General features: G+C 55.6%; 16 protein-coding genes. 7 read left to right on the top strand and 9 right to left on the bottom strand.

All coding sequences use genetic code 11. The features are described 5' to 3' along the window. Positions 1 to 37: 37 nt before the first annotated feature. Complete coding sequence (locus ACZ5FM_RS03025) at positions 38 to 1,240, bottom strand: MFS transporter (protein WP_464039672.1); 1,203 nt, start codon at positions 1,238 to 1,240, stop codon at positions 38 to 40. Positions 1,241 to 1,343: 103 nt separating this feature from the next. Between ACZ5FM_RS03025 and ACZ5FM_RS03020 the strand changes: the two genes are divergently transcribed. After that, on the top strand, positions 1,344 to 2,237 hold the full coding sequence (locus ACZ5FM_RS03020) for a LysR family transcriptional regulator (RefSeq protein WP_464039671.1): 894 nt from the start codon (positions 1,344 to 1,346) through the stop codon (positions 2,235 to 2,237). A 36-nt stretch (positions 2,238 to 2,273) separates the two neighbouring features. Here ACZ5FM_RS03020 and ACZ5FM_RS03015 read toward each other — a convergent pair whose 3' ends face one another. Next, positions 2,274 to 3,032, bottom strand: coding sequence for an SDR family oxidoreductase (locus ACZ5FM_RS03015; protein ID WP_464039670.1), 759 nt, complete (start codon positions 3,030 to 3,032; stop codon positions 2,274 to 2,276). 104 nt (positions 3,033 to 3,136) lie between these two features. Here ACZ5FM_RS03015 and ACZ5FM_RS03010 point away from each other — a divergent pair, with 104 nt between their 5' ends. Then, on the top strand, positions 3,137 to 3,553 hold the full coding sequence (locus ACZ5FM_RS03010) for a winged helix-turn-helix transcriptional regulator (protein ID WP_464039668.1): 417 nt from the start codon (positions 3,137 to 3,139) through the stop codon (positions 3,551 to 3,553). 96 nt (positions 3,554 to 3,649) lie between these two features. On the opposite strand, the gene ACZ5FM_RS03005 is transcribed toward ACZ5FM_RS03010, so the two are convergent. After that, positions 3,650 to 4,045, bottom strand: coding sequence for a hypothetical protein (locus tag ACZ5FM_RS03005; RefSeq protein ID WP_250983109.1), 396 nt, complete (start codon positions 4,043 to 4,045; stop codon positions 3,650 to 3,652). Positions 4,046 to 4,279: 234 nt separating this feature from the next. Here ACZ5FM_RS03005 and ACZ5FM_RS03000 point away from each other — a divergent pair, with 234 nt between their 5' ends. Further along, positions 4,280 to 5,851 carry a helicase HerA-like C-terminal domain-containing protein gene (locus ACZ5FM_RS03000; RefSeq protein ID WP_464039667.1) on the top strand — a complete coding sequence of 524 codons (1,572 nt, stop codon included), beginning with the start codon at positions 4,280 to 4,282 and terminating at the stop codon, positions 5,849 to 5,851. A 64-nt stretch (positions 5,852 to 5,915) separates the two neighbouring features. Here the strand turns inward: ACZ5FM_RS03000 and ACZ5FM_RS02995 are convergent, their stop codons facing one another. Next, the gene (locus tag ACZ5FM_RS02995; RefSeq protein ID WP_464039666.1) at positions 5,916 to 6,269 is read right to left on the bottom strand and encodes an Atu4866 domain-containing protein; all 354 of its coding nucleotides are present in this window, start codon (positions 6,267 to 6,269) and stop codon (positions 5,916 to 5,918) included. An 18-nt stretch (positions 6,270 to 6,287) separates the two neighbouring features. Beyond that, positions 6,288 to 7,010 carry an SDR family oxidoreductase gene (locus ACZ5FM_RS02990; RefSeq protein WP_250983112.1) on the bottom strand — a complete coding sequence of 241 codons (723 nt, stop codon included), beginning with the start codon at positions 7,008 to 7,010 and terminating at the stop codon, positions 6,288 to 6,290. A gap of 123 nt (positions 7,011 to 7,133) precedes the next feature. Between ACZ5FM_RS02990 and ACZ5FM_RS02985 the strand changes: the two genes are divergently transcribed. Together ACZ5FM_RS02985 and ACZ5FM_RS02980 are read left to right on the top strand one after the other, a co-directional pair. Continuing rightward, complete coding sequence (locus tag ACZ5FM_RS02985; protein WP_464039665.1) at positions 7,134 to 8,030, top strand: LysR family transcriptional regulator; 897 nt, start codon at positions 7,134 to 7,136, stop codon at positions 8,028 to 8,030. A gap of 342 nt (positions 8,031 to 8,372) precedes the next feature. Then, positions 8,373 to 9,887 (top strand): ABC-F family ATP-binding cassette domain-containing protein, encoded by a 1,515-nt coding sequence (locus tag ACZ5FM_RS02980; RefSeq protein ID WP_464039664.1) that lies wholly within the window; start codon positions 8,373 to 8,375, stop codon positions 9,885 to 9,887. A 62-nt stretch (positions 9,888 to 9,949) separates the two neighbouring features. On the opposite strand, the gene ACZ5FM_RS02975 is transcribed toward ACZ5FM_RS02980, so the two are convergent. The 3 genes from ACZ5FM_RS02975 to ACZ5FM_RS02965 form a co-directional block, all read right to left on the bottom strand. Then, entirely contained in the window at positions 9,950 to 10,726 is a 777-nt protein-coding gene (locus ACZ5FM_RS02975) for a VOC family protein (RefSeq protein WP_464039663.1), read from the bottom strand. Positions 10,727 to 10,774: 48 nt separating this feature from the next. Continuing rightward, positions 10,775 to 11,260 (bottom strand): DUF1579 domain-containing protein, encoded by a 486-nt coding sequence (locus ACZ5FM_RS02970; protein ID WP_259145640.1) that lies wholly within the window; start codon positions 11,258 to 11,260, stop codon positions 10,775 to 10,777. Between the two features lie 101 nt (positions 11,261 to 11,361). Further along, on the bottom strand, positions 11,362 to 12,090 hold the full coding sequence (locus tag ACZ5FM_RS02965) for a DUF899 domain-containing protein (RefSeq protein WP_250983117.1): 729 nt from the start codon (positions 12,088 to 12,090) through the stop codon (positions 11,362 to 11,364). 63 nt (positions 12,091 to 12,153) lie between these two features. On the opposite strand from ACZ5FM_RS02965, the gene ACZ5FM_RS02960 reads away from it, so the two are divergent. Beyond that, positions 12,154 to 12,603 carry a MarR family winged helix-turn-helix transcriptional regulator gene (locus tag ACZ5FM_RS02960; RefSeq protein WP_250983118.1) on the top strand — a complete coding sequence of 150 codons (450 nt, stop codon included), beginning with the start codon at positions 12,154 to 12,156 and terminating at the stop codon, positions 12,601 to 12,603. A gap of 68 nt (positions 12,604 to 12,671) precedes the next feature. Here the strand turns inward: ACZ5FM_RS02960 and ACZ5FM_RS02955 are convergent, their stop codons facing one another. Next, positions 12,672 to 13,094, bottom strand: a complete 423-nt coding sequence (locus tag ACZ5FM_RS02955) for an organic hydroperoxide resistance protein (protein WP_250983119.1) — start codon at positions 13,092 to 13,094, stop codon at positions 12,672 to 12,674. Between the two features lie 200 nt (positions 13,095 to 13,294). On the opposite strand from ACZ5FM_RS02955, the gene ACZ5FM_RS02950 reads away from it, so the two are divergent. After that, the gene (locus tag ACZ5FM_RS02950; protein WP_464039662.1) at positions 13,295 to 13,747 is read left to right on the top strand and encodes a MarR family winged helix-turn-helix transcriptional regulator; all 453 of its coding nucleotides are present in this window, start codon (positions 13,295 to 13,297) and stop codon (positions 13,745 to 13,747) included. Positions 13,748 to 13,790: the final 43 nt, after the last annotated feature.

The raw sequence follows: 13,790 nt of genomic DNA, 5'->3' as shown, positions 1-13,790 counted from the left end.
GACCGAAGCCGTCCTTTCCCTGCCTATCGGGCCTATCTTACCGAGCGATTGCGGTGCGGGTTCGATGGTCGAACACCCGAACGCCGAGAGCAGCAATGGCAAGCAACGCGCCCAGAACACTGACGGCAGTCCATCCATCATAGCCCCAGGCGGCGGTTGCGAGAGCAGAACCGCTAGCACCTCCCAAAAACATACTGGTCATAAAGATGGTGTTGATGCGGCTACGGGCTTCCTGATCCAGCGCATAGATGATGTGCTGGTTGGACACGAGGGCACTCTGCACCCCGAAGTCGAGGATGATGACGCCAATAACCAGTGCTGCCAACGACGCCCATGCGCCGAAGACAATCCAGGAGACAAGAGCCAGAACCGCGCCTGACCATACCACGAAGTGTGGTCCACGACTGTCAGCGATACGGCCTGCCAGCGGTGCTGCGAAGATGCCGACAGCACCCACCACACCGAACAGACCCGCGACATCTGCACCCAGATGGAAGTCAGGACCTTGCAGGTAAAGCGCAAGGATGGTCCAGAATGCCGAGAAGGAGCCGAACAGCGCCGCCTGCACCAATGCAGCGATACGCAAATCCGGTTCACGCTTCCAAATGTGCACCAAGGACACCATCGCCTGACGATAAGGCATGCGCGACGATGGCTTGTGGTTTGGAAGGGCAACGAACATCAATGCGGCGGCAAAAAGTGCCATCGGCACGCCGATCCAGAACATTTCCCGCCAGCCGGCATGCTGGCCGACAAAACCGGACAGGGTGCGGCTTAACAGAATGCCTGACAGGAGACCGGCCATAACGGTACCGATGGTGGCGCCACGTTTTTCCGGCGCTGCCAGCGAGGCTGCAAAGGGCACAATCTGCTGAGCAACCGCGGACCCGACCCCGACGGCAAATGAGGCGATGACCAAGATCCATGCGGTTGGTGCGACGGCCGTTGCCGCCAGCGCGACAGACAGAGCCACAAATTGCCCGATGATGAGATATCGGCGGTTTACGATGTCCCCGAGCGGCAGAAGCAGCAAAAGGCCGAATGCAAATCCGAGCTGTGTGGCGGTCGGTACAAAGCTGGTGATCGCATCATGCGGGAAACCTGCCTTCATGATGCCGAGCATCGGCTGGCTGTAATAGATATTTGCGGCGGCAATGCCGCTGGCAATCGCCATTGCCAGCAAGCTCCACTTGCTTAAGCCCGCATGAGCCTGCGGTGCATTGGTTTTCGTCGTGTTCATGTTTCACGCCTTTCTGGCCGAAGAGTTGGCGCAGATATACAATTTAATCAAAATAAGATTTAGTGACCTATGTAGTTCAACCCGTATAACGGAAATTGATATAATGAATATCCAAGACGTGTTGGTTTTCACCACGGCTGTTGCTGCTGGTAGCCTTTCCGAGGCGGCAAGACGGCTTGGTATGCCGTCCATGACGGCCACACGTCGCCTGGCTGCACTGGAGGCAACGGTTGGGGTGCGCCTGATGCACCGTACCACCCGCTCGCTTTCGCTAACAGCGGAGGGCGAGACATTTCTACCTTACGCGCAGGCGCTGGTGGAAAATACCGAAGAAGCACTCGCCCAGTTTAATTCCGGCACACAAAAGGCCAGCGGCTTGCTGCGCGTGTCGGTTCCTGTGGCTTTTGGCATCCAATTTGTGGCACCTCTCGTGCCACAACTGCTAGAGGCCCACCCCTCCTTGCGCATTTCCCTTGATCTCAACGATGCCCTGCCCGATCTGGTGTCCAGCGGTATGGATCTGGCCATTCGTATTGCCAGGTTAAAGGACAGCAATCTGATTGCGCGCAAATTGGCAGACAATCCGCGTGTTCTTGTGGCGTCACCCGATTACCTTAGAAAATACGGCACGCCGCGCACGCTCGAAGAACTGCAACAGCATGACTGCCTGCCGATTGCCAACATCCAGCAGTGGAACTTCATCGCCGATGGACATGAACGACATATGCGGCTGAACCCGCGCTTTTCCGCGACCAGCATCGAGGGATGCCATGCGGTCAGTATTGCCGGTGGCGGCATTGCCCTGCTTGCCAACTGGAATGTCGAGAAGGACTTGCAATCCGGGCGACTGGTAGAGGTCAAGCTTGAGGATGCGGCGCCTCAGACAATCGCTATCTGGGCAGTTTATCCCACCCGCAAGCTGCTGCCAGCCAAGGTCAGCGTATTCATATCAGCGCTGCAGGAGGTTCTGGATAAAAGCACATCCGGCAACGGGTGATGGTTGCCGGATGTTGTCTGTCTGGATCGCGGCTGTTTATGCGTGGATGGCATTGACCATCTGGAAGACCTTGTCGAAAGCACCGTTTTCAACGGAGAAGCGCAGCGGCTTGCAGCGCTCGACCACCACTTCCTTTTCATCCGGACGGTTTGTCAGGATATCCATGACTTCCGTGATGAAGGCTTCCAGCGGCATGGCGCGTTCGTCTGTTGCCTGATGTTCACCCTGCAGGGTGGTCTGCACGTAAGGTGGAACTATCTCGATAACCTCGACCGGCGTTGCTTTCAGCTGCTCGCGCAGCGTCACGGAATAGGCATGGATGGCCGACTTGGTGGCGCTGTAGGTCGGGGTTGCAACCATCGGCACAAAGGCAAGACCTGACGATACGGTCAACACGGTCGCGTTCTTCTGTTCCAGGAAATGCGGAAGCAATGCCGCAGTCAGGCGAATGGGCGCCAGAAGATTTGTGGCGATGGTTTCTTCCGCTATCGCAAGGTAGTCAGGCGCTGACGGAATGGCTTCGTTTTTCATGATACCGGCATTGTTGATGACGGCGTTGAGGGAGGGATAGGCAGCCACGACTTTGTCGGCGAATGCGCTGATGTCGGCTGCGTCCGTCGCATCCATTACAAAGGATGCCATGCCGGGATTTGCCTTGGTGACCTCGTCCAGAACGTTAGCGCGTCTACCGCTGATGATGACCTGATTGCCGAGGGCATGAAATGCTTCGGCCAGTGCACGACCAATGCCGGAACCGCCGCCAGTGATGAGAATGGTGTTATCTGTGGTTTTCATGGCGATGACCTTTCCTTGTTGTCTGGACAAAGATTAGCTATCATCCTCTCCAATCGAAAGAAGGCACCCAAAAGATTTATACTTACCAAAAGGAGAGTGTCTGTATGAAAAGGCATTCCGTCGATCCGATCATCGAAAAACGCCTGCATGATGAGATACCTGATAATGTTGACCCGGTGATTGAAGCGCTGGTGCAGGACATCATCGCCAAGGTGGCAGACAAATGGACGATGCTCATTCTGGAGGTTCTGGAAGAACACGGCACCGTGCGGTTTACACAACTGGGCAAGTTGGTGGGCAGCATCAGCCAGAAGATGCTGACCAAGACACTTCGGCAGATGGAGAGTGACGGGCTGGTGAAACGCACCGTGCATCCAGTTATTCCACCGCATGTCGATTATAGCCTGACCAATCTTGGCCGCAGTCTGGGTGGTGCATTTTGCGGAGTATGGATCTGGGCGGAAACCCATCATGCCGAAATTGAAAAGGCGCGGCGCAATTTTGCTGCAGCGTCCGGCTGAGCCCTGCCCTGTCCCTTGACCAGCCTCCAAAAAAAAGGTGCATCTGCGTTCGAACCGCAGATGCACCCTTTGAAACTTCAGGCGATCAATTTCTGATCAGGTGAACTGGCTGAGTCCTGGAACCGAGGCGATAACCTGATCGACAACTTCATCACCAGCGTGCTGGCGGGCAACTGCGATGGTTTCCTTTGCAAGAGCGGTAATCTCGCCCATGCCAAGGCCCTGGCTCATCAACTGCTGGCCAAGCCCCATGATGCCGCCACCACCGATGGCGCTCATCAAGCCACCCAGCAGACCGCCGCCGCCACCGGCGCCTTCACCGTTAAAGCGCGCAACCAGCTCGGTCGCACCGGGAATAGCTTCGATCATGCGGGCGATTGCACCGTCATCGGCTTCGCGCTGCAGAAAACCCAGCATCATGCCAACGGCCTTTTCAGCCACCTCCGGGCTGATACCGACCTTGTCGGCCACCTGCGTTACGAGTTGGTTCATATCGTCACCTCCTGATTATTTTGACGTTAACGTCAAGGTAAAACAAATATCTTGCCGACTCAAGCCACTGTGGCAAACTATGCAGTGATTAGCATGGCACACGGCAACTTGTTGTTGGACATTGCTTGCAGCCTTACAAGAACATTGCAATAGATTGATAAACAACGAAGCGTGCCTCGTGTTTTTGCGAGTGTACCAGTTTACAGTCAGACGCCTAACAGGAGAGATGCCCACATGTTGCAGGATGGAAAACTCTACATCGGCACAAGCCGCAATCCGGACGACACTCTCAACAAGGGCGAATATCTGGAGCTTAAATTCGGCAACAGGCACGGGCTGATAACCGGGGCGACCGGCACCGGTAAAACCGTGACTTTGCAGGTTCTGGCAGAAAGCTTTTCTAATGTCGGCGTGCCGGTATTCTGCGCCGATATCAAAGGCGACCTCTCCGGCATTGCCGCCATTGGCGAGGCAAAAGACTGGGTCAGCAAACGCGCCGAACAGATCGGTTTTTCTGATTTCGCCTTCCAGGAATTCCCGGTCATTTTCTGGGATCTCTATGGTGAAAAAGGCCACCGGGTGCGCGCAACTATTGCCGAAATGGGACCACTTTTGCTGGCGCGATTAATGGACGCCTCGGAGGCACAGGAAGGCGTGCTTAACATTGCCTTCAAGATTGCAGACAAGGGTGGCCTGCCGCTTCTCGACCTGAAAGACCTGCAATCGCTGCTCACCTACATGGCGGAAAATGCCTCCGAGCTTTCCGGACAGTTTGGCTTGATTTCCAAGTCATCGGTCGGTTCGTTGCAGCGTGGTCTGCTGGTGCTGGAGCAACAGGGTGCCGAACATTTCTTCGGTGAGCCTGCCCTGAAAATTAGCGACATCATGCGTGTTACCAATGATGGACGTGGCGCTGTTTCCGTTCTGTCGGCTGAAAAGCTGATGATGAACCCTCGCCTCTACGGCACCTTCCTGTTGTGGCTGCTGTCGGAACTGTTTGAAGAACTGCCTGAAGTGGGTGATCCGGACAAACCAAAACTGGTGTTCTTCTTTGACGAAGCGCACCTGCTGTTCAACGACGCACCAAAGGTGCTGATCGAGCGCGTGGAACAGGTTGTGCGCCTGATCCGCTCCAAGGGCGTTGGCGTCTACTTCGTGACCCAAAACCCGCTCGATGTGCCAGAGACAGTATTGGCGCAGCTTGGTAACCGTGTACAGCATGCCTTGCGCGCCTATACCCCACGCGAACAGAAGGCGGTCAAAACTGCGGCCGACACCTTCCGCCAAAACCCCGCCTTCAACACCGCCGAGGTCATCACCACGCTCGGCACCGGTGAAGCACTTGTCTCCACCCTGCAGGAGAAGGGTGCCCCTTCAATCGTGGAACGCACGCTCATTCGCCCCCCCTCTGGTCGCGCCGGTCCCTTGACCGATGCGGAACGCAAAAGTGTGATGAATGTCAGCCCGGTCGCCGGACAGTACGACACCGACCTCGACCGTGAATCCGCGTTTGAAATTCTGACTGCCCGCGCTCAAAAAGCGGCTGAGGCCGAAGCCGCCAAGCGTGCCGCCGAAGAGCAGGCTGCCCAGCCGGACAGTGCTGCCGGACGCTGGACCCTGCCGGGATTTGGCGATGCACCGAAAGAAGCTTCAACAACCGGTTCGCGCGGTTCTGCGCCACGCCGTACCGGTGGTTACCAGCGCGAGACGGTGATTGAAGCCGCAATGAAAAGTGCCGCCCGTTCGGTCGCGACATCGGTCGGTCGGGCGATTGTGCGCGGCATTCTCGGAAGCCTGAAGCGATAGAATTATGCCACCGCCCGGCCAAAAAGGCACGGGCGGTGGCATCTATTGACGTTCTGGCGACGGCTTATTTCTCGCGGTAAAAAATCATGCCGCCATGATAGAGCACATCGTCAACAAACTTGCCGTCCGCAGTAAATCCGGTGTCATCCCAATAATCGATATGATTGCCGGTGACTTCATAACGCCCCTGATAGGCGCTTTTGCGTTGGCCCCGCGCTTCATCATAGCGGCCGTTTGCCAACAGTTCCTGGCGGATCTGACCGTCGCCCGTCACCCACATGCCAATGTAAGGATGTGTAACCGCTTGCAATGTCTGCTCGGTGTTTTCTGTTTTCATCATGGAGCTCGCTCTGGACGGGCTGGCATCTGCAGCGACAGATGCGAGCGCCATCGCAATTGATGTTGAAACCATTTTCATTTGCTGGACCTCCTCGCGTCACGCAGCCGTCGGGCGCACGACGATTTCATTAACGTCAACGCCATCAGGTTGTTCGATGGCAAACCGCACGGCGCGGCCAATGGCATCCGGCTTCAACGCAATGGCGCGGTAGGTTTTCATCAGTTCGGCGGCTGCAGGATCGGTGATGGTGTCGGCCAGTTCGCTTTCCACCACGCCGGGATGGATGCAGGTCACCCTGATATCCTTGTGCTCCTGGCGCAGACCATCGGAAATGGCGCGTACCGCAAATTTAGTCGCACAATAGACCGCTGCCGTCGGAGACACTGCAAGTGCACCGATCGAGGCGATATTGATAATCTGACCGGACTTACGGTTGATCATTTCCGGCAGGACCGCCGCAACACCGTAGAGCACACCCTTGATGTTGACGTCGATCATGCGGTCCCACTCGGCAACCTTCAGCGACGACATCAGCGACAAGGGCATGATACCCGCATTATTGACGATAACGTCGACCTGTCCGAAAGCCTTACGACCAGCCTCGACGAAGTCTGCGACGCTTTCCCGGTGTGTCACATTCAACGGATGGGCGACCACATCGGCACCAGCCAGACGTAACTCGTCTGCCAATGCCTCCAAGCGATCCATGCGACGGGCACCCAGAACCAGCTTTGCGCCAGCGGCAGCAAGTTCCCGTGCAATGCCTGCACCGATACCACTGGATGCGCCTGTAATGAGAACGACTTTGTTCATTGCCATGTTTCATCTCCTTGGTTTGCCAGCCCGACCTTTCCGGCCGCTGCTGTTGCAAGGAAGATAATTCACAGGCATTGTCGTGATAACCGCCTCAATCGTGAACTCAGTAGGTAGATTTTCTAACCAATGAATATCGATCTCAATGCATTGTCAGCTTTTTGCCTGGTCGCCGAGGAGCGTAATTTTCGCGCCGCAGCCGACCGTCTTGGTGTCACGCGCTCGGCGGTCAGCCAGACCATTCGCAAGCTGGAGGAAACGATGGGCATTGCGCTCGTCCAGCGCACGACACGCAGCGTCAGCCTGACCGAAGCAGGGCAACAGCTTTATGCCGACGTGTCACCATCAATCGCCAATCTCATACAGGCCACCCTTACCACATCGTCGTTCAGCGGTGCGGTGCGCGGGCAATTGCGGCTGGCGGTGTCGTCGATCGCCGAACGCTTTCTGTCCGGGCCGCTGCTGGCCAGTTTTGCCGAAACCTATCCAGAAGTTCAGCTGGATATTGTCGTCACCGATGAGGAGTTCGACATTGTTGCCGAACAATATGATGCGGGCGTACGACTGGGTGAGTTGATTGCCCAAGACATGATCGCGGTGCCTGTTTCGGTCGAGCAGCGTCAGCTTGCGGTCTGCGCACCAGCTTACAGAGATCGCCATGGCCTACCCTCACACCCTGCAGAGCTGATCGACCACAGATGCATCGGTTGGCGTGCCCGTCCCGGCGTTGCCCCCTATCGATGGGAGTTTGCGGAAAACGACCGTGAATTTGCCGTGGCGGTGGAACCGGAATTTACCACCAATGATATGCAACTGATGATCAAGCTGGCCTGTGCCGGTGCTGGCATTACCTTCGGTATGGAAGAGACATTTCGCCCATACATCGAACGTGGGCAATTGGTGTCGTTACTGGATGGTTATTGCCCGAGCTTTGCGGGGTTTTATCTCTATTATCCAAACCGCCGTAACCTGGCGCCCAAACTTCGGGCCTTCATTGATCACGTCCGGCTGCCACGGCGCAGTTGACCGCCAAGTGACCGATGTCGGCTGATTGTTTCAGAAAAAAGCCTGTGTTATGAATTGGCATCTGAAACCGGTTTTGAAAGGAGGCTTCGCATGGACATTTCATGCTTCTGGCGTTTTTGCCAGATCACGCACCTTTCTGCCCTGCAAATGCGTTTGCGGGGCTGACCGGACACATATCACTCTGGTTTGCCTACCGTAGCGGTTAGACGCAGCACGACGTTTTGCGTTGTGTCTGCATGTTGTTGATCGCCGGATTTTGCTGTCGTGTTGCCGAAGGCACCGTCAGTATATTCTCATGGGTAATTCCCCGTGGGTTCCGGCTTGGCAGACCCGAGAATTTCAATGACTTTGATCAATATTCGTGACCTTGGCGTCACACTCACCACGCCCCTTTTTACACACCTCAACCTGAGCATTTCGGCCGGTGACCGCATTGGCCTTGTTGCCGCCAATGGGCGGGGTAAGTCGACCCTGTTGCGGGCATTGGCAGGAGAAATCGACACAACCGAAGGCCAGCTTACCTCGGCGCGCGGCGTCACCATCGGCCATGTTACCCAGCATATAACACCGACGCTGGCGAAGCTCTCTTTTCACGACATGATCTCCGGTGGCCTGCCTGACGAGCAGGCGACCATGGAAAGCTGGCGTGTCGACATGCTGCTGGATATGCTCGAGGTACCAGCTGAGATGAAGGACCGGCCACTTTCTGAATTGAGTGGCGGCTGGCAACGGCAGGCCCTTCTGGCCAGGGTCTGGATAGGCGAGCCCGACGTGTTGCTGCTGGACGAACCGACCAATCACCTAGATCTGGAACGAATAGCTGTCCTTGAGAACTGGCTGGCCGGGCTGCCCCGAGAAACGGCAATCGTCATTGCCAGCCACGACCGGGCGTTTCTGGACGCAACAACACGCAGCACCCTGTTCCTTCGGCCGGAACGTTCACAATCCTTTGCCCTGCCCTACAGCAAGGCACGTATTGCACTTGATGAAGTGGATGCCTCGGAAGAACGCCTCTATCAGCGCAACATCAAGATGGCGCAGCAACTGCGCCAGCAGGCCGCCAAGCTGAAGAACATCGGCATCAATTCCGGCAGCGACCTGCTTGTCGTCAAAACAAAACAACTGAAGGAGCGCGCAGAAAAATTGGAGGACGCTTCGCGTCCTGCGCACCGCGAACAGTCGAGCGGCAACATTGCATTGGCCAGCCGCAGTACACACGCCAAGGTGTTGCTTAGCGTTGAGGACGCCGACGTGACGACACCGGACGGAACGCTGTTGTTCAGGACCGGCAAACAATACATTCGCCAGGGCGACCGCATTGTCCTGCTGGGTCGCAATGGTGTTGGAAAATCCTGCCTGATACGGATGTTAAAGGCCGCGATTGAAAAGCCGTCGGCTACCGGCAGTATCCGCGCAACACCGTCGCTGGTGCTTGGATACGCCGATCAGACACTGAATGTGTTGTCACCAGAGGAAACGCCGCTTGCCGCAATAACCAGACGTTTTGATATCTCCGACCAGCAGGCTCATACCCTGCTGGCAGGGGCCGGCATCAGCATCGTCATGCAACAGCGCGCCACCAGCCTGTTGTCAGGCGGGCAAAAGGCACGGCTCAGCATGCTGGTGCTGCGGTTGATGGCACCCAATTTCTACCTGCTGGATGAACCAACCAACCATCTCGACATCGAGGGCCAAGAAACGCTTGGCGAAGAGCTGACCGGCAAGACCACGAGTTGCGTTCTGGTATCCCATGACCGCAGCTTTATCAGGGATGTTGCCAACCGCTTCTGGCTGATCGAAAAACGCAAACTGATTGAGGTCGATGACCCCGAAGATTTCTTTGCGTCCTTCGGATAAAAAATGTCCCCTTTGCCTGGTCAGGGCAAAGGGGACATATCTGACACGCGCGAGCACTACGTTTATTTGCGTGGTGCGACCAGCGAGAAATAGGCCCCATGTGGGTCAAGGCAATTGACGATCCAGCTGCCGCCGGGCACTTCCATTGGACCGTTTATTACCTGGCCGCCGCCGGTGCTGACACGTGTAACGGCCTCATCGATGGCGTCGACATTGAAGTAGTAACCCCAGTGACAAACGGGAACCTGTGGCAAGCGTTTCATCATGCCGCCAATGGCTTTGCCCTTATAGGCAAAAATGCGGTATGGCCCCATTTCACCCATGTCCATATCATGGTCCTTCGTCCAACCAAAGACACTGCCATAAAAGGTACTCGCCCGTTCGACGTCGTCAGTGAAAAGCTCGCTCCAGCCGACGTGGCCGGGTGCATCCGGAGCTGCTTCCGGTGGCTGGTTATCCATAGGCAGAGGTGTCATGATGCACAGAACCGCCCCGTCAGGATCTTTCACCACGGCGAACCTGCCGACTTCCGGAATGTCTTCCGCAGGGCGCATGATGCTTCCGCCTTCGGCGTCGATCTTGCGCACAGTCTCATCTACATTGTCGACGGCGACATAACCGGTCCAGTTCGGTGGTATGCCACTTCTCGCTAACTCGTCGGTCAGCTCCATCATTCCGCCGACACCCCGGCCATTGGTCTCGAAAATGGTGTAGGGCATGGCGGCATTTTCGAATGGCGCCGCCGTCCATCCAACAACAAAACCGTAAAACCGTGCTGCAGCTTCGGTATCGGGCGTCATCAGTTCATACCAGATGAACTTGCCATGCGTATCAGACATTGCACTCTCCCATTGGTCACATGTTAAGCGGCACAAACGTAACCGCTGTCATTTCCGGCGAAATTCAGAAGACATGAATTGTTTGAAACTGCCATCCGGCTGCCTGACGCTGCCGGAAAATGTTCTGTTATTGTCGTCATGCAATGTCAGGACATCGTGGTAAACGGCGGTGCCGCCAGTGCCATCCATGGCGGGACCTTCGGCTTCCAGCGTCAGTGTTTTGCCGTCTGCTTCCAGCCAGCCCTTGTAGACCCAGAGGTTGGTCATCATAGACCCGACCCAGGTGCCGACAAAATCTCCCTTATCAGGGTCATAGCCAACCGTAATAAGCGCAGTCATCGGGCTGCCATCCGGCATCTTTCCCTTGCCTTCGCCAACGATCCAAAGACCGCCGATGGATTTAACAGTTTCGGTAAACACCTGCTCGGGATCATCGGGATTATAGCTTTCATGGCCTGACGTGGACACCATAACCCAGTCACCCACGATCCGTTGCAGGAACTCATGCTGTTTTTGCGGCTTGGCACTTTCCATAATCTTTTCCTCCAGAGATTACGTAAGGGTGTTAAGCACTCCGAATCCTTTTGTTGACGCATGATCCGGTTGGCGGTGTTGCAGCCTTTCCAGATGATGTTTCAATGGCAGCAGCTTGCGGCCTTCGGTACATCTTCGTACTGATCGTGGCGTCGCACCCAGTTCATCACGCCGTCTTCGTTTCGTCCCTTGGGCACCAGATCCAGCAGCATCAAAGTACCGATGGTCTGCTCGCAGCCGCGGGCATAGGTGGAATAGGTATGGAAAACCTCGCCATTTTCGTCTTTTGCAAACACGCTGATACCATGCAAATCCTTGAGGTCGCCCATGGGCGGTATCTCGCGGTAGTTATAAGTGATCCCTCCGTCTGAAAGTTCTTCATCCCGGAAAGACGCCTGATAGTCGTAATTGAAATCGCTGTCCCCGGCCGAGACCCAAGGAAACTTCCAGCCCATACGTGTCTTGTAGGCCTCAATCTTTGCCAGTGGCGCACGAGACACGGCAACGAATGTGGCATCGGCATGCTGCATGTGTATGACAGAGCCATCGACGTGATCGGCGAAGAAAGAACAGCCGACACAGCCCTCCTCCCAGTCCGGTGCCAGCATGAAATGATAGATGATGAGCTGGCTGCGGCCATCAAACAATTCGGAAAGATTTTTGGGACCAGACGGTGCGTCGAAAATGTAGTCCTTGCTGACCTTCTCCCATGGCAGTTCTCGTCGCGCTTCATTCAGCCGGTCTCGCGCACGTGTGGCTTCCTTCTCCAGCACGAGAAGGTTTTTACGGGCTTCCAGCCATTCCTTTTGGGAAACGACAGCATGAGACATGATCAATCCTCCTTCGATCAGCTTTTGCTTGACTATTTACGTTGATATCAACATATATTAGCCATGTCAAATGTTACAGCGATTCCTTTTTCAACAACGCTTCTAGTGCGCGATAGTTGCCTTTGCCTTCACGCACAAAGGGCAGCGCGTGCGCTGGCGCGGCGTTTCGACAATGCATTGAAGCCCTTGGGCATGACCAATGGCCAGTTCTCACTGCTGATGTCGCTCAACAGACCGGAACCGCCGCCGATGGGACCAGTGGCGCAACTGCTCGCCATGGACAGGACCACACTGACGGCCGCCCTCAAACCTCTTCAGAAAAAAGGCCTCGTCAGCATTGAGCCCGACCCCAGAGACAAGCGGGGAAAAAGACTGCGCTTGACCGAAGCGGGCATGCAACTGCTGGTCAGCGCCTTTCCGATCTGGGAAAGTGTCCATGCGGATGTTGAACGGGGTATCGTCAGCGGTGACCCAAGCCGTCTGCGGCAGGACCTGCTCGACATCTCCAGATAACATCCTTCATACAAACCCATGAAAAAACCGGCGGGATGACCGCCGGCTTTATGTTCGTATTACTGCAATTACTCAACAGTGACAGGCACTTCCGTCGAGGTGCGCAAGGCGTGGCTGTATGGGCACACGATGTGTGCTGCAGCAGCCAGTTTTTCAGCCACTTCGCGCTCGACGCCTGGAATATGGACGCTGAGAGCAACATCAATTCCGAAACCACCGCCATCTTCGCGCGGACCAATACCCACGGTTGCTGTCACAGTGGTGTCTTCAGAAATCTTTACCTTTTCCTTGCCAGCAACAACCTTAAGCGCGCCGAGGAAGCAGGCCGAATAACCGGCTGCAAAAAGCTGCTCTGGGTTCGTCCCGGTTGCACCGTCGCCGCCGAGTTCTTTAGGAACTGTCAGTGTTACATCCAGAACACCATTTTCCGAAACGGCGCGGCCAGCGCGGCCACCGGTTGCACTTGCTTTTGTCTTGTACAGAATTGGCATGGCATTAACTCCCTTCGGTTGATTTGATAAGCACTACCTATCACTCAATTTAATTGTGCGCAATATAATTTTGCACATTGCCATCAAAAATATTATCTGTGAAAAGCAGAACAACGTCAGAAATAATCTTTGGCGGCATGACCAAGGAACTTACAGCCCCGCCGATTGTTCCATTAGGCGAGGGATTTGCAGGAGACGCCATGGACAGGGATGAGCTTGAGAAGCATCTACAACTGGAACATCAGATTTGCTTTGCCCTTTACGGTGCAGCCCACGCCTTTACGCGGGCCTATAAACCTCTGCTGGATCCGCTTGGCCTGACCTATCCGCAATATATTGCCATGATGGCCCTTTGGGAAAGAGAGACCGCCACCGTCAAGGCGCTGGGCGAAATGCTGGGCCTGGATTCAGGCACCCTCTCCCCTCTTCTCAAGCGCCTTGAGCAAGCAGGACTGATCAGTCGCAAGCGCAGCCTTGAAGATGAACGTCAGGTGCTGATTACCCTGACCGATCGTGGACGGGACTTGAAGAAAGATGCGGTTGGCGTGATGCAGGCGATTGGCCAGGCAACCGGCTGCGGCTTTGACGAACTGGCAGCCATACGCGACACGCTCAAGAACCTCAGCGCACGGCTCAACGATACCCAAAACTAAAACGCCGCATGCGAACTGCATACGGCGTTTTGAAATCATATAT

This window comes from Agrobacterium sp. 5Ca50 (assembly GCF_055381905.1).
This window is presented reverse-complemented; position numbering and strand designations above follow the sequence as displayed.